Source organism: Kosakonia pseudosacchari (genome assembly GCF_900184035.1).
Classification (GTDB): Bacteria; Pseudomonadota; Gammaproteobacteria; order Enterobacterales; family Enterobacteriaceae; genus Kosakonia; species Kosakonia pseudosacchari.
In genome coordinates this window covers 80,685-95,840 of the sequence record NZ_FXWP01000010.1, presented here as the reverse complement: position 1 = coordinate 95,840, position 15,156 = coordinate 80,685, and the positions used below count along the sequence as shown (strand labels likewise).

Genomic DNA, 15,156 nt, shown 5'->3' with positions numbered 1-15,156 from the left:
CTTCCTGCTACAGTTTATTACGCTTCGTCGCCAAACCAGCAAATATTACGTGCGGCCATGATGAGCTCACCTGCTTTCTCATCGGTTAACCCTTCGATATCGCTCAGGTCATCCACACCTTGTTCAGCGAGGTCTTCCAGCGTACAAACACCACGAGCAGCCAGTTTGAAAGCCAGTGCGCGATCCAGACCTTCCAGGTTAAGCAGGTCTTCAGCCGGTTCTTTATTACCGAGGCTTTCTTCCTGCGCCAGTGCCAGAGTGGTCAGCGCGTTTTTCGCACGATCACGCAGGGCTTCGACGGTGTCTTCATCCAGACCATCGATTTCCAGCAGCTCTTTGATTGGCACATAGGCCAGTTCTTCCAGCGTAGAGAAACCTTCTTCGACCAGAACGGTGGCGAAATCTTCGTCAATGTCCAGGTAACGGGTGAAGGTATCAATCGCGGCATGAGCCTCAGCCTGATGCTTAGACTGCAGATCCTCAACGGTCATAACGTTGAGTTCCCAGCCGCTCAGCTGAGACGCGAGGCGCACGTTCTGACCATTACGGCCGATAGCCTGCGCCAGGTTGCCCGCCTCAACGGCGATATCCATGGTGTGTTTATCTTCATCCACCACGATAGAAGCAACGTCAGCCGGTGCCATTGCGTTGATAACGAACTGCGCCGGGTTATCGTCCCACAGCACGATATCAATACGCTCACCGCCAAGTTCCGTCGAAACAGCTTGCACACGCGCACCGCGCATACCCACGCAGGCGCCGACCGGGTCGATACGCTTGTCGTTAGTCTTAACGGCGATTTTGGCGCGAGAACCCGGATCGCGGGCTGCGGCTTTAATCTCGATAACCTCTTCACCGATTTCCGGCACTTCAATGCGGAACAGTTCAACCAACATTTCCGGTTTGGAACGGGTCACGAACAGTTGCGCACCGCGCGCTTCAGGGCGCACAGCGTAGAGCACACCGCGGATGCGGTCGCCCGGACGGAAGTTTTCACGCGGCAGCATATCTTCGCGCAGGATAACGGCTTCAGCGTTGTTGCCGAGATCCAGCGTGATGTTGTCGCGGTTCACTTTCTTCACCACGCCGGTGATGATTTCGCCTTCGTGCTCGCGGAACTGATCGACCACCATAGCGCGCTCAGCTTCACGTACTTTCTGTACAATGACCTGTTTTGCGGTCTGGGTGGTGATGCGGTCAAACGTGACGGATTCAATCTGATCTTCAACATAGTCGTTGAGGTTCAGGCTCTCATCTTCGTAACGCGCTGCTTCGAGGGTGATTTCACGTGTCGGCTGCGTGACTTCTTCCACGATCAGCCAGCGACGGAACGTGTCGAAATCACCGCTTTTACGATCAATGCTTACGCGAACATCGATCTCTTGTTCATATTTTTTCTTGGTTGCTGTAGCCAGAGCACTTTCCAGCGCTTCAAAGATTTTTTCACGCGGAAGCGACTTTTCGTTAGAAACAGCTTCAACAACAGCCAAAATTTCTTTGTTCATCGGGGGCCTTTCACCTCAAATCCAGACTGTTAAAAGTGGGGGACCAGGTTCGCTTTTTGAATATTGCTCAATGCGAACACTTCATCTTTACCTTCGACCGTAACGGTGATCATCTCGCCATCGACATCTTTAATGATGCCCTGCCATTTACGGCGGTTTTGAACCGCCATACGCAGAACCAGCGAGACTTCGTCGCCCTTAAAGCGCGCATAGTGCTCAGCCGTAAACAAAGGACGATCAAGACCTGGTGAGGAAACCTCCAGGTTGTAAGCCACGGTAATTGGATCTTCAACATCCAGTACCGCACTGACCTGGTGGCTGACATCAGCGCAATCATCAACATTGATGCCATCTTCACTATCAATATAGATGCGCAGTGTAGATGTGCGCCCGCGCACAAACTCGATGCCGACCAGTTCATAGCCCAGTGCTTCAACCGGCGCCGTAATCATCTCTGTTAATTTTTGCTCTAATGTGGACAAGTCCACCCCCAAGACATAAAAAAAGGGCGTATAGCCCAGTTATTTCGTACTCAGATAACAAAAAACCCCGATAAATCGGGGCTTTAAATAACTGAACCCTATAGCCGCAACTGCGGCCTGGAGAACCTTCCGTGAGTATTTTTTTCAAATCCAGCTGCGAAGGCGTTAAGTCTTCATAGTATATTTGAAAAAGAACACTTAGGGAAAGTGGTTGCGGGGGCCGGATTTGAACCGACGACCTTCGGGTTATGAGCCCGACGAGCTACCAGGCTGCTCCACCCCGCGCCTGAAACGTGGCAAATTCTACTCGCTTGAGTGCAAATTTGCAAATAATGCTGGGATTTGGTACCGAAGACGGGACGTAAAATCGGCCTGCAGTATATTGATAAACAAACCGTTCTGTCAACCGAAGTAGGTTAGCATCCTGTGCGCCCTGGCGTATGCAGTTTTGTTGCGTATGCTTTTTGAGCATGTAAACAGCACCGTTCACCACTATCGCAATGAAAATTGCACTCTTCTCTTCCGGTCATCGCCAAAAGATGATTAAATGAAAACTCATTTATTTTGCATAACCATTCACTAATTGTTCTGGTCGGATGGCACAAAGAGTATGGCGTGGCTGTTAAGTCTCTCACCATCGGTCTATCAAGCAGGGTTTTTTTTATGACGACGATTCTCAAGCATCTTCCCACAGGTCAACGTATCGGCATCGCTTTCTCCGGCGGACTGGACACCAGCGCAGCACTGCTGTGGATGCGCCAAAAAGGCGCGGTTCCTTATGCATACACAGCGAACCTGGGTCAACCGGACGAGGATGACTATGACGCGATCCCCCGTCGCGCTCGCGAATACGGTGCAGAAAATGCTCGCCTGATCGACTGCCGTAAGCAACTGGTAGCCGAAGGCATTGCCGCCATCCAGTGCGGTGCTTTTCATAACACGACGGGTGGCCTGACTTATTTCAACACGACACCGCTGGGTCGCGCGGTGACTGGCACGATGCTGGTTGCGGCAATGAAAGAAGACGGTGTGAATATCTGGGGCGATGGCAGTACTTATAAAGGCAATGATATCGAACGTTTTTATCGCTACGGCCTGCTGACTAACGCCGAGCTGCAAATTTATAAACCGTGGCTGGATACCGACTTTATTGATGAGCTGGGCGGCCGTCAGGAAATGTCCGAATTCATGGTCGCGTCCGGTTTCGATTACAAAATGTCGGCAGAAAAAGCCTACTCGACTGACTCCAACATGCTGGGCGCAACGCACGAAGCAAAAGATCTGGAGTTCCTCAACTCGAGCGTGAAGATTGTTAACCCTATCATGGGGGTTAAATTCTGGGACGAGAATGTAAAAATCCAGGCGGAAGAAGTTACCGTACGTTTTGAGCGTGGTCACCCGGTCGCGCTGAACGGCAAAACCTTCACTGATGATGTTGAACTGATGCTGGAAGCCAATCGCATCGGCGGTCGCCACGGTCTGGGCATGAGCGATCAGATTGAAAACCGTATCATTGAAGCGAAAAGCCGCGGTATTTACGAAGCCCCAGGGATGGCGCTGCTGCATATCGCTTACGAACGCCTGCTGACCGGCATTCATAACGAAGACACCATTGAGCAATACCACGCGCATGGCCGCCAACTTGGCCGCTTGCTGTACCAGGGCCGCTGGTTCGATCCGCAAGCGCTGATGCTACGCGATTCACTGCAACGTTGGATGGCGAGCGCCATCACCGGTGAAGTCACTCTGGAACTGCGTCGTGGCAATGATTACTCGATCCTGAATACCGTTTCCGACAATCTGACCTACAAAGCCGAGCGTCTGACAATGGAAAAAGGCGAGTCGGTGTTCTCACCGGACGACCGTATCGGGCAGTTAACTATGCGTAATCTGGATATTACTGATACTCGTGAGAAGCTGTTCAACTACGTGCAAACAGGCTTACTTTCCACCTCTTCTGGCAACGGCCTGCCGCAGGTAGAGAACCTGGAAAACGGCGAAAAGAAATAAGCCGCCTGCCCATCCGTGCCTGCTTTGCAGGCACGTTTCCCTTCCTAAAAAAGATTCGGATCGAAAATAACGGTGACTGCACCGCGATATGTGTCAGGCCGGGTTTTCAGCATGGTGTCCACATCTTTCTGAGTAACAAGAAAATCAATGTTGCCCGCCGCATCCCGTGCGTAAGATTGCGTATTAAAAATGTTGTTACTCATATCTTTCCCGATTCTCAGCGCCTTACGTGTAACCGACGCCCCGGTAGCACTATCGATAATATTGTCAGGCAGGCTCAGCAAGGTCTTCACCGGTACTAATTGTCCTGAGTTGTCACTCTTAAGCGCACAGTCCGTTCCTGACTGCTCGGCACAACTGAGATACACCGTAAACGCCCCGGAACTGGAGAGAGAAAAAGCGCTTCGCCCCGTTAATTGCGGCGTTACACGTGTCACCATCCAACGTTCCCAGTTGGCCTGCCCCTCATCTTCCGAACAAACCCGCCCTGTCGCACAAGGCTGTAAAGCGACTGACTGTGCCCCTGCAGCCGGGGTTAATTTCAAATCATGATTAACAGAAAGTTTGAAGTTAATCTCAAGGATATTGTCATTTGCCTGAAAGTTATTACCAAAATCTATATCACCGCCAGGCCCGATAGTATAAGTCACCGTGCCGACGTATTCTCCGGATGTCAGCGTTAACGGAGAAGGCGCTATCATGGTGTAGCCGAAACTTAACGTATTGACTTGCCGAACGAATTTGGCATCGCCCACAGGTCTGTCGACGCTAGTGATACGATAGCAACCGCCAGTGCCTTCTGGAACGCCCCATAGCCAGGCCACTCCCGTATTTCCAATCAACCAGCCTGGAGTAATCGCGTTGCAGCCCCCCAGGGGGCCAAGCGTAAATGCATAACCACTTTCGCCCCAATCATAAACACCATAGTTGCTGTTAGCATCGTATCGACCACTGAAACTGCTTACGCGAAAACGAACCATCGTCGTAGTGCCATTTTCAACATTAGTGACTTCCACATTCTGAAATGAGGATGGCCACTTAAAGTACAGACTGTCCTGAGGGGAATCAGTCGTTGTCAACCCAGTTCTGGGGGTTAGTATCAACCCGGTTGACAGGCTTCGCTCGCCATTCACGCAATACGTTGGCCATGTCGCGCAAAAACCACTTTGAGCTGTTGTATCGGTAAAAACCACATTCTCCGGATTGGTTAATGAAGGCGAAAAAGAGGCAGTAATATTCATCGTCACGGCCGATGACACAAAGCTGGCGAGGAGCAAGCAGACCGCCATGCCCCCCGAAAGCACATGCCGAAGCTGAAGGTTCATTTTTTCCATTAGAGGCGTACCGCTCTGTTACTCAATAAATATTCGGGTCAAAAATAACGGTGACCGCACCGCGATACGTATCCGGCCGGGTGGCCAGCATGATGTCCACATCCTTCTGGCGCACCAGAAAATCGATGCTGCCGGGTTTATCCGCACCATAGGTTTTTGCAGTGAAGTAGTTCTGCCCTTCGGATTTGCCAATCAGCAGTGGTCTGCCGGTGACGGTTGAACCTGTCTGCGAATCAATCACGTTATCCGGCAGGTTTACCGACACACGCATCGGCACCCGCTGCCCGCTGTTATCGCTGGTGAGTGCGCATTCGTTGCCGACCCGTTCGGCACAGTCCATAAACACCGTGAAGCTGCCAGAGCTGGAAAGCGTGAACGCGCTGCGTCCGGTCAGTTGCGGCGTCACGCGGGAAACCATCCAGCGCTCCCAGTTGGCATCTCCCTCATCCTCTGAGCAGATTTTTCCCGCCGGGCAGGGTTGCAGGGCAACCATCTGCGCACCGGCTGCCGGGGTGAGTTTCAGTTCGTGGTTTACAGTGAGAGTGAAATTTAAGGTCAGGTTACTGTCACTGGCGGTAAAATTATCGCCGAAATCAATATCACCTCCCGGCCCCACCGTCAGGGATAAGCTGCCGGTATAAATTCCGGACGCCATTTTCAGCGGATCGGGGGTGATGAGTTCATAACCGATGCTGTTTTCATTGAGAAAATAGGGTTCCCCCGTCATGTCTACCGTAGCAATTTTATAGCAGGCGGCATCACTGGCGGGCCATTTCCACATAAATTGGTAATGTGATTTGTTATAACTGCCTACCCCAGAAACACCGCAAGGCGCGGGAGCATTCACAAAGCTGCCGCCGTTCCAGCGACTATGGTCGGCTAACGTCCAGGATGTTCGCGTAAGGTAGTCAGCTGAAAAGGCATTCACCCTGAAACCAAGCGTGACCGGAGTTCCCGTTTGTTGATTCACGACCGTAATATTGCGCACTGCGCCCGGCATTTTAAAGTATATCCCCATTCTGGGCTCTGAATTCGCCGTAATCCCTGTCGTTGCCAGCGACGCGGTGATTCCACCCATATTGATGCTGAATGTCCCGTACGCTACACATTGCCCTGGATAGAGTACGCAATATCCACTCTGTGGCGTGGTGTTGGTAAAAGTGTTGTTTTCCGGGTGCGCCATTGAGGGCACAAACTCTGCCGTAATATTCATTGTCGCTGCCGGGGAAAAGAAGCTTGCGACGAGGAGCAAGCAGGCGGTCATCATCCCTGCAAGCACACGCGGACCTTGAAGATGCATTTTTTTCACGGGATCGGTAACTCAGCAGCTCAGTAAATATTCGGGTCAAAAATGACGGTGACCGCACCGCGATACGTATCCGGCCGCGTGGCAAGCATGGTGTCCACATCCTTCTGGCGTACCAGAAAATCAATGCTGCCGGGTTTATCCGCGCCATAGGTTTTGGCAGTGAAGTAGTTCTGCCCTTCGGATTTGCCAATCAGCAGTGGTCTGCCGGTCACCGTTGAACCAGTCTGCGTATCAATCACGTTATCCGGCAGGTTTACCGCCACACGCATCGGCACCCGCTGCCCGCTGTTATCGCTGGTGAGCGCGCACTCGTTACCTATCTGATCGGCACAGTCCATAAACACCGTGAAGCCACCGGAACTCGAGAGCGTGAACGCGCTGCGCCCGCTCAGTTGCGGCGTCACACGGGAAACCATCCAGCGTTCCCAGTTGGCATTTCCCTCATCTTCTGAGCAGATTTTTCCTGCCGGGCAGGGTTGCAGCGCCACCGTCTGCGCTCCGGCGGCCGGGGTGAGTTTCAGTTCGTGGGTTACCGTCAGCGTAAAGTTAATATTCAGCATGGTATCGCTGGCTTCATACACGTCGCCAAAATCGATGTTGCCGCCGGGGCCAACGGTCAGCGGTGCGGTGCCTTTGTATACACCAGAGCTCATTTTCAGCGGGTCCGGGGTTTCCAGCTCATAGGAGATACTCATTTCGTAGAAACGGGAGGGTTCTGTTCGGTCTATAGTGCTAACTTTGTAGCAGGGACCGTCTGCGGATGTGACTGTCCAAACAAATGCAGTCCATTGGGAGTTTCCCACAAGGGTTGCCGCTCTCTGGCAAGGTGCATTAGGATAACCAAACGATCCTCCCACCCAACTGTTATCTCCACCAGCCAGTGAATATCTCGCACTGAAGCCACTGATCCGGAAAGTCACTTGCGAAGTTTCGCCCGTGGTTTCATTAGTGACAGGTATGGTTCTGGCTTTATTGCTCAGCCCGAAGTAAGGGTTATTTCTCGGTGTATCATTGGCCACAATCGGCCGTTTTAAGCTCAATTCTAACGGCAATGCAATCCCCCAGGCCCCTACAGGACAATATTGTGGCCAGGTTGCACAATAACCGGAAATCGGCGTGGTATTGGTGAATGTGCTGTTTTCCGGATTGGTTGCCGACGGGGTAAAACTGGCGGTGATATTCATTTCAGCCGCCGTAGCGCAGAAACTGATCACGCAAAATATGGCGGATAAAGCCATGCGCATTATCTGATGTTGCATAGACATATTATTTCTCGGGTGAATCAGCGCGCTGGCATTGAATGGCGCTGATAAACTGCACCTTCTTATTGGGTTCCAGCCCGGACGGAATTTCGCACAGAAGTTCAGGCTGCCCATTTTCTGCCGAAACCGTTAAATGGCGGTTCGTGGTACCGGTGTCCAGCGTCAATACGCCTTCTGCGTTGACCATGGCACCGGTGACATCGCTTTTAACATAGCGGTTCCTGATGGCCTGCCCCTGTTCATCTTGCAGCATGCCGATCAAAGTAAACGTCTTCACCGTTTTGATATTCAAATATTGAACGCTACCACGGTTCATTTGGATGCTCTGGCGTTCCGGGAAGACTTGCACACTGTCGCCACCACGGGCGCTAAACTGGATATCGCTCTTTTTCCACAATTCCGCTGGCAGAATATTTCGTCCTGGCTTCAGGCTGAGTTCACTCATGCTGCCGGTTGCCTGGATGCGGGTATTTTTATCATCCGCGTCCATATCAACAATCACCGCAGACTGCATACCACTGCTATCACCGTTGACGGAGGCAATCTTTCCGCCGCCCATGACCAGCACCTGGCTCAGGTTAGCGCCAGCGGTACTGGTTTTGCTCCGCATACCATGTTGTGCGTAGAAATTACCGTTCACCCATGGCGTATCCACTGCACCATTGCCATTAAGAACCGTATCTCCTGCATTCCAGGAAACCCCGGCGCCCAAATTACGCAGCGTATTTTTCTCCGTCGGTTCCCATTGATATTGCAAGCTGGAAAAACTTTGATCCTGTTCCAGACCGGTGCTGAACGAAACCGAATGCTCGGCAGCCGGAGACAAAGCGATCGACACGCTAAAAGAGATACCCCTATCACGGCGATTATTATCAAATGCCGGGCGGTCGTAGGCACTCATTCGTAAACTGGTATCACGGTCTAAAAAACGTGTTTGCGTGCTTAATGAAACATCCGCTGCCGCCCCTTTGCGCCATGGCGTATCAATATATTGCGCATTGAAAATCAGCGAAGAAGCCCTCGGCAAACGTGATGACAAAGAAGCGCCCCATGTCTGGCCTGTCTGGCGGGTACGAACACGGTGCCCATAAACATCGCTAAGCGTTGAACGCCAGTAAAGACTGGCTGAACCACCGGCATACAAATTGCGGTAATAGCGAATATCCGTGTCCTGATTAGCTTGATATTGCGAGCTGCCAAGCGTGTATTGCGCAAAAAAGCGATCGTTTTGCGAAAGAGTAATATTGGTTCGCGTGCGCAGGTGCTGCTCTTTTTCAGTAATAGCGCCAGAGAACCCAACAGTAGCCCGCGGATTAACCAGTAATTCCACCCCTGCGCCAGCAGTGAAAGGATTACTATCAACAACGCTTAAATCCCCACTTCCCAGAGTGCGACGTTGCCCGCCCCATAAATTCATCCGCCAGCGTTTATCGGGATTATTCCAGCCCTGAGCCTTAAAAATTTGCGCTTCTTGTGTATCGATAACCTGACCATTTTCAATAACTTTGATCGTAATATCATAAATACCGAGAGGCAGTGGACGAGTATCCAACGCTTGTATGCCCGGCTGAAGTTGCTGGGTGCGAATCATTTGCCCATTTCGCCAGACTTCTGCAATAGACTGATTACGCCCTGTTACGTAGACGGGCCAGGCGCTCACACTGTCGGTTGTTGCCAGCAAAGCATCGGATGTTCCCCACATTCCACCAATGACAGTGTCGTTGCCAAAACCTGAGGTTTGAACGTTGCCGTCATCGCTATCAGGGGTAAACAATCCGAGACGGAAAAAGCTCCCCTTCAGCTCTTTTTGTGTGAAGAGTTGGTAAATGCTGTAGTTGTTATAATGGTATTCACCTTCGGTGCCTGTAGACTGGAACGCCACTTGTTGGCTCCAGCCCCCCAGCGAAGATGTTAAAGATGAGTTAATCCCCCAACTACGCATGGAGGCAGCTTCGGATAATGAAACGCTGTTGCTCATAATTAACCCTGCCGGTGTATCATCAGGAACTGACAGATAATTACTGACGACCTGGCTGGTTTCATAATTGGCGGTATAGAGTTTTAGCGCAGAGTTATCCAGGGAATAGTCAACCTGCATCAGCCCGGACGGACATGATAAGGTGCATTTTCCTGCCGACACGCCTTTCTGAAGAACATCAGACCAAATGGCATTTGTCGCGTGATCGCTATTCGGCTGTTCATCAATAATTCTCAGCAGTTTTATTTCCCCATTTTCACTCAGGGAAGCACTGGCATCGAAAATATAGTTGTCGTTCAGATATACCTGAACGACAACTTCAGAATTATAAAAATACCGCTTAAAATCCTCTGGCAGACCTTTCATATTTGCAGCAAGTTGCATATCACCAGCCGAAACAATGAAAGGAACTGCGGCCAGGAATATTAATGATATTTTCATAATATATAGATGATTTTTAAATTATAAACGGGCTTAAGAAATTAAGGCGTTGTAACTGCTTCTTCAAAAATCATCGCCACCTGGCCGGTAAAATCACCTTCAACAGTAAGAGGTTGCGTATCATCCTGGCTAATACGCAGCGTAGTACGACCACCTGCACTTGCAGCGGTAGCATCGACAACGGTTTTCGCTGAATTATCCAGTTCAACGCCATTGAATTCCACTTTCAGCGGAATAGTATCTGTACCATTTGATAAGATAGCCTGGCCGTTAGCATCGGTATTCATCAGTGTTGCCTGAATGCCACCTGAAACGTTCTTATATTGGAACTGTTTTTCAAAAGCTTTTAATTTGGACGTGGTGATATCATATTCAATTTCTTGAGCCTGATTAATCCAGCCGCTTTCAACAGGTTCGATTTGGAAATCGTCGCTTGGGACATGCGCATATACGTCAATGTTATAACTTTGCTGGTTGGCTGCCATCGCCATTGAACTGCCTAATACGGACAAAGACAGCGCACCACCAAAAAGACAAGCTTTTGCAATTTTATTAGTCAACATGGTCAATCCTTTCAATTTAAAGAGTATAACTCTGCTTATTTACAACTTACTTCGTAACATTAGAAACGTAGTTTCTTTTGGTTTTCCCCTTCAATAAGGGTGAAAAGGGTTGTGCGTCCTTTGCTTTTATCAATTTCCTTCGTTTTGCCAGGAAGGATAAAAAGACGCTTCGCGCTATTACATTCCGTACCAGCGGAAGTGCAATTGCGGATATTTTCCAAAACAATAGTCGCGGTGCCTTTGTTAGTTACACGAATTGCCGAAGGCGAAGATGATTCAATTTGTGTACTGAAAACAGGCTTCGTCGGTAAAACAATAACCAGCGTACCGTAACCGGATAATACATTTAGCCCGGCACTCAATGCTTTTTTACGGTAATCATCAACTTCCTTATTGCTTAAGCCAAAACCATCATCTGTTTTAGGAAGCACAGGAATAAATCTTACTCGATAATATTTTTCAACCGACCGATCACCAGGCCACATAATCCTTACGGATTGAAAACCTCCTGGTGGAATAATCATCCTTAACGGGGTGACAATCAGTCTGTCTTTTTGCAATGAATTTCCTGATAGTTCTTTTAGAGGTAATTCAACAACTTTCCCGCTTTTATCAATATTTACTTCCAGCATATCTACCCGGACAAACGCAGTAGATGTCCCGGTATTATAAATACGTTTAGCAATAGACTGTTTATCAGGCGTAAGTGTGTCATACATGCTTCCTATTCCTATTTCAGGAAGAGCGAAGGCTACGGACATTTTCAATCCGAAGAATAGAATCACAGACACAGATGTGATCTTTCTTAATAAGGAAACGCAGTACATATAAAAAATCCAGACATCGTTGAAAACGAGGCCAAGATAATCACGCATCTAAATTAAAGCAACCGAAGAGGCGCAGATTAATAAATAATTAAAAACCGAATCTTGATCAATTTTACTCCTCAGACCAGTAAATAAATTTTTGATGATGACTTATATCAATGATTTTTAAGATTAATATGAAATTAATGCGATCTTAACTTGCTCTTTAGCAAGCCATTACTATTGGCTAGCAAGATAGCGCCTTGCGCGGGACGATTTTTTATATTAATCGTGGAATTAATAAGCACTGAAGCAATTACCTGTCGAATACATTGAAGGGCTTTGAGGATTGAGGTATGAGGTATGAGGTATGAGGTATGAGGTTTGAGGTTTGAGGTTTGAGGTTTGAGGTTTGAGGTTTGAGGTTTGAGGTTTGAAGTTTGAGGTTGAAGGACTGGAAGGTTGAAAGGTTGAAAGGTTGAAAGGTTGAAAGGTTGAAAGGTTGAAAGGTTGAAAGGTTGAAAGGTTGAAAGGTTTGGCAATGTACTAATTGACAGGCAAAAAAAAAGACATCTTGCGATGTCTTTTTTCCGGAATATTGGTACCGAGGACGGGACTTGAACCCGTAAGCCCAATCGGGCACTACCACCTCAAGGTAGCGTGTCTACCAATTCCACCACCTCGGCACGACTTACTTATTAATGCGGGATATCGCTGGTCGGCTGCGCCGGAGCTGCAGGCTGAGTTTGCTCACTCTTCACCGGTGCGCTCAGATTGTCCCACTCGCTCCCTTTATTGGTTTTATTGCTGTTAATGTTGCCCAGCACAAGGCTAATAATAAAGAACAGTGTTGCCAGCACAGCAGTTGTACGGGTCATGAAGTTACCAGAACCACTTGAACCGAACAGCGTACCGGACGCGCCAGCGCCAAAGGAGGCTCCCATGTCAGCGCCTTTACCTTGCTGCAGCATGATCAGGCCTACAAGAGCCAGCGCTACAATAAGGAAAATAACTAAAAGAGCTTCGTACATAATCAACCTGTTCCTTGCGGGGTTGCCGCAGCCAATGCTTCAAACCAATAAAAGTGGGATGTTTCTTGCTTTCCCACTGAAGCGGGTGTGAATACTAACCAAAGCGAATCACCTTCGCAAGGGCAATTTAAGCGCATTTTATCAAGTGCGGAAAAAAACAGCAAAATTGCGATCCCGGGCTATTAAAAAGGCGGCAACAGCCGCCTTTTTAAGCACTTATCGCACTATTTTACAGCCTTAACTGCATCAGCGATGCGATTCGCCAGCGATGTCACTTGCGCCTCGTCTTCACCTTCTACCATGACGCGAATTAACGGCTCAGTACCGGATTTACGCAGCAGCACACGACCACGGCCAGCCAGTGTCGCTTCCACTTCTGCCGTCACCGCCTTGACCGTTTCGTCTTCCAGTGGATCGCCAATACCTGCGGTAAAACGCACATTCACCAGCACCTGCGGGAACATCTTCATGCCGCTGCACAAATCATGCAGAGACATATGGTTACGCACCATTGCGGCAACCACCTGCAAACCGGCCACGATACCGTCCCCGGTCGTCGTTTTATCGAGCAAAATTACATGACCGGAGTTTTCAGCACCGATGCGCCAGCCCTTCTCCTGCATTTTTTCCAGCACATAACGGTCGCCCACTTTCGCGCGCGCAAAGGGAATACCCAGTTGCTTAAGCGCCAGTTCAAGCCCCATATTGCTCATGAGTGTGCCAACTGCACCACCGCGCAACTGCCCCTGGCGCAACCCTTCGCGGGCAATGATATACATGATTTGATCGCCATCGACCTTGTTACCTTCGTGATCGACCATAATGACGCGATCGCCGTCACCATCAAAGGCAATGCCCAAATCGGCTTTCTCAATCAAAACGCGCTGCTGCAGTGCTGCCACGTCCGTCGCGCCACACTTTTCGTTGATGTTTACGCCATCCGGTTCACATCCAATGGCAATCACCTTCGCCCCCAGTTCGCGAAAAACACTCGGTGCAATGTGATAAGTCGCGCCATTGGCGCAATCAACCACGATTTTTAACCCATTCAGGCTCAGTTCATTCGGAAACGTCGCTTTGCAAAACTCGATATAACGCCCGGCGGCATCAACAATACGGCTGGCCTTACCCAGTTCGGCGGAGTCAACGCAAGTCAGTTCCTTTTCCATCTCGGCTTCAATCGCCTCTTCTACAGCATCCGGCAGTTTTGTACCGTCAATAGAGAAGAATTTGATGCCATTGTCATAGAAAGGGTTATGCGAAGCCGAAATTACAATTCCCGCTTCTGCGCGAAATGTGCGCGTAAGGTAGGCTACGGCCGGCGTGGGCATGGGTCCGGTAAAGGACGCGGAAAGACCAGCCGCCGCAAGCCCGGCCTCGAGCGCTGATTCCAGCATATAACCTGAAATACGGGTGTCTTTACCAATGATGATCTTACGTGAACCATGACGCGCCAGTACTTTCCCGGCAGCCCAACCCAGCTTAAGCACAAAATCAGGGGTGATCGGTGCGTCACCAACGCGGCCGCGAATACCATCGGTGCCAAAATATTTACGATTACTCATAGCGTTTGTTTTCCTTCGCTGACAGCGTGGCTTCCACCACCCGCATAGCTTCTACTGTTTCTTTTACATCGTGAACACGAATAATATGCGCGCCTTGCATTGCCGCGATCACTGCGCAAGCCAGACTACCGCTTAACCGCTCGGAGGGGCCGACATTGAGTAGCTGGCCTACCATCGACTTACGCGACATTCCGACCAACAGAGGTAAGCCAAGATGGTGAAACTCAGCCAGGCGGGCAAGCAATGCATAATTGTGGGAGAGATTTTTACCGAAACCGAATCCCGGGTCGAGCAACAATTTCTCTTTTGCGATCCCAGCCTGCTCGCATCGTGCTATATGATCGATAAAAAAGCGATTCACGTCGGCAAACACATCGTCGTATTTCGGCGCTTCCTGCATGGTTTTTGGCTGACCTTGCATATGCATCAGGCACACCGGTAGCCCGGTTTGTGCGGCGGCTTCCAGCGCGCCCGGTTCTGTTAATGAACGGATATCGTTAATGATATGTGCGCCTACTCGCGCCGATTCGCGAATGACTTCAGGTTTAGATGTATCGACGGAAATCCATACCTCGAAACGCTGTGCGACGGCTTCAACAACCGGGATTACGCGTTCAAGCTCCTCTTCTACACTGACATCAGCCGCTCCAGGACGCGTCGATTCCCCACCGATATCCACAATTGTCGCCCCTGCATTGATCATCAGGTTCGCGTGCTTTACCGCCTCGATCAATGTGTTATGTGCACCGCCATCCGAAAAAGAATCCGGCGTTACATTGAGGATGCCCATTACATGGGGGTGAGACAAATCCAGTGTTGAGCCCTGAGCATGGAGTTTCATGACTAAAATCCCTGAGGTTGTGGCAGTTA

At 49.9% G+C, this 15,156-nt stretch carries 13 protein-coding genes and 2 tRNA genes; 2 read left to right on the top strand and 13 right to left on the bottom strand.

Annotation, left to right across the window (positions count from 1 at the left end):
* Window positions 1-17 precede the first annotated feature (17 nt).
* The 3 genes from nusA to BN2591_RS06755 form a co-directional block, all read right to left on the bottom strand.
* On the bottom strand, window positions 18-1,505 hold the full coding sequence (nusA, locus tag BN2591_RS06765; RefSeq protein ID WP_086870109.1) for a transcription termination factor NusA: 1,488 nt from the start codon (window positions 1,503-1,505) through the stop codon (window positions 18-20).
* Window positions 1,506-1,534: 29 nt separating this feature from the next.
* Window positions 1,535-1,987, bottom strand: coding sequence for a ribosome maturation factor RimP (gene rimP / locus BN2591_RS06760; protein ID WP_065370654.1), 453 nt, complete (start codon window positions 1,985-1,987; stop codon window positions 1,535-1,537).
* A 208-nt stretch (window positions 1,988-2,195) separates the two neighbouring features.
* Window positions 2,196-2,272, bottom strand: a tRNA-Met gene (locus tag BN2591_RS06755).
* Window positions 2,273-2,650: 378 nt separating this feature from the next.
* Between BN2591_RS06755 and argG the strand changes: the two genes are divergently transcribed.
* Window positions 2,651-3,997: an argininosuccinate synthase gene (gene argG, locus BN2591_RS06750; protein ID WP_086870105.1), complete on the top strand. Its 1,347-nt coding sequence runs from the start codon at window positions 2,651-2,653 to the stop codon at window positions 3,995-3,997.
* 44 nt (window positions 3,998-4,041) lie between these two features.
* On the opposite strand, the gene BN2591_RS06745 is transcribed toward argG, so the two are convergent.
* The 3 genes from BN2591_RS06745 to BN2591_RS06735 all read right to left on the bottom strand — a co-directional run bounded on the left by BN2591_RS06745 (window position 4,042) and on the right by BN2591_RS06735 (window position 7,335).
* The gene (locus BN2591_RS06745; RefSeq protein ID WP_244172991.1) at window positions 4,042-5,331 is read right to left on the bottom strand and encodes a hypothetical protein; all 1,290 of its coding nucleotides are present in this window, start codon (window positions 5,329-5,331) and stop codon (window positions 4,042-4,044) included.
* A 22-nt stretch (window positions 5,332-5,353) separates the two neighbouring features.
* Window positions 5,354-6,544, bottom strand: a complete 1,191-nt coding sequence (locus BN2591_RS24710) for a hypothetical protein (RefSeq protein ID WP_244172990.1) — start codon at window positions 6,542-6,544, stop codon at window positions 5,354-5,356.
* A 116-nt stretch (window positions 6,545-6,660) separates the two neighbouring features.
* Window positions 6,661-7,335, bottom strand: a complete 675-nt coding sequence (locus BN2591_RS06735; RefSeq protein ID WP_086870103.1) for a hypothetical protein — start codon at window positions 7,333-7,335, stop codon at window positions 6,661-6,663.
* A gap of 421 nt (window positions 7,336-7,756) precedes the next feature.
* Between BN2591_RS06735 and BN2591_RS24870 the strand changes: the two genes are divergently transcribed.
* Window positions 7,757-7,891, top strand: a complete 135-nt coding sequence (locus tag BN2591_RS24870; protein ID WP_279627210.1) for a hypothetical protein — start codon at window positions 7,757-7,759, stop codon at window positions 7,889-7,891.
* A 15-nt stretch (window positions 7,892-7,906) separates the two neighbouring features.
* On the opposite strand, the gene BN2591_RS06730 is transcribed toward BN2591_RS24870, so the two are convergent.
* The 7 genes from BN2591_RS06730 to folP form a co-directional block, all read right to left on the bottom strand.
* Entirely contained in the window at window positions 7,907-10,321 is a 2,415-nt protein-coding gene (locus BN2591_RS06730) for a TcfC E-set like domain-containing protein (protein ID WP_162842157.1), read from the bottom strand.
* A gap of 41 nt (window positions 10,322-10,362) precedes the next feature.
* Window positions 10,363-10,884, bottom strand: coding sequence for a CS1 type fimbrial major subunit (locus BN2591_RS06725; RefSeq protein ID WP_086870099.1), 522 nt, complete (start codon window positions 10,882-10,884; stop codon window positions 10,363-10,365).
* Between the two features lie 59 nt (window positions 10,885-10,943).
* A complete protein-coding gene (locus BN2591_RS06720; protein ID WP_244172989.1) occupies window positions 10,944-11,645 on the bottom strand; it encodes a hypothetical protein in 702 nt (233 codons plus the stop codon).
* Window positions 11,646-12,289: 644 nt separating this feature from the next.
* Window positions 12,290-12,376, bottom strand: a tRNA-Leu gene (locus tag BN2591_RS06715).
* A 12-nt stretch (window positions 12,377-12,388) separates the two neighbouring features.
* Window positions 12,389-12,721, bottom strand: a complete 333-nt coding sequence (secG, locus tag BN2591_RS06710) for a preprotein translocase subunit SecG (RefSeq protein WP_086870097.1) — start codon at window positions 12,719-12,721, stop codon at window positions 12,389-12,391.
* 224 nt (window positions 12,722-12,945) lie between these two features.
* On the bottom strand, window positions 12,946-14,286 hold the full coding sequence (gene glmM, locus BN2591_RS06705) for a phosphoglucosamine mutase (RefSeq protein ID WP_086870095.1): 1,341 nt from the start codon (window positions 14,284-14,286) through the stop codon (window positions 12,946-12,948).
* Entirely contained in the window at window positions 14,279-15,127 is an 849-nt protein-coding gene (folP, locus tag BN2591_RS06700) for a dihydropteroate synthase (protein ID WP_086870092.1), read from the bottom strand. Before folP ends, glmM begins: the two co-directional genes overlap by 8 nt.
* Window positions 15,128-15,156 lie beyond the last annotated feature (29 nt).

Bases quoted from the DNA above. Each gene is read 5' to 3' on its own strand.
- BN2591_RS06725 (WP_086870099.1), bottom strand. From the start codon at position 10,884: ATGTTGACTAATAAAATTGCAAAAGCTTGTCTTTTTGGTGGTGCGCTG.
- BN2591_RS06730 (WP_162842157.1), bottom strand. From the start codon at position 10,321: ATGAAAATATCATTAATATTCCTGGCCGCAGTTCCTTTCATTGTTTCG.
- BN2591_RS24710 (WP_244172990.1), bottom strand. From the start codon at position 6,544: ATGAATATTACGGCAGAGTTTGTGCCCTCAATGGCGCACCCGGAAAAC.
- argG (WP_086870105.1), top strand. From the start codon at position 2,651: ATGACGACGATTCTCAAGCATCTTCCCACAGGTCAACGTATCGGCATC.
- BN2591_RS06720 (WP_244172989.1), bottom strand. From the start codon at position 11,645: ATGTCCGTAGCCTTCGCTCTTCCTGAAATAGGAATAGGAAGCATGTAT.
- nusA (WP_086870109.1), bottom strand. From the start codon at position 1,505: ATGAACAAAGAAATTTTGGCTGTTGTTGAAGCTGTTTCTAACGAAAAG.
- secG (WP_086870097.1), bottom strand. From the start codon at position 12,721: ATGTACGAAGCTCTTTTAGTTATTTTCCTTATTGTAGCGCTGGCTCTT.
- BN2591_RS06735 (WP_086870103.1), bottom strand. From the start codon at position 7,335: ATGAGTATCTCCTATGAGCTGGAAACCCCGGACCCGCTGAAAATGAGC.
- glmM (WP_086870095.1), bottom strand. From the start codon at position 14,286: ATGAGTAATCGTAAATATTTTGGCACCGATGGTATTCGCGGCCGCGTT.
- BN2591_RS06745 (WP_244172991.1), bottom strand. From the start codon at position 5,331: ATGGAAAAAATGAACCTTCAGCTTCGGCATGTGCTTTCGGGGGGCATG.
- folP (WP_086870092.1), bottom strand. From the start codon at position 15,127: ATGAAACTCCATGCTCAGGGCTCAACACTGGATTTGTCTCACCCCCAT.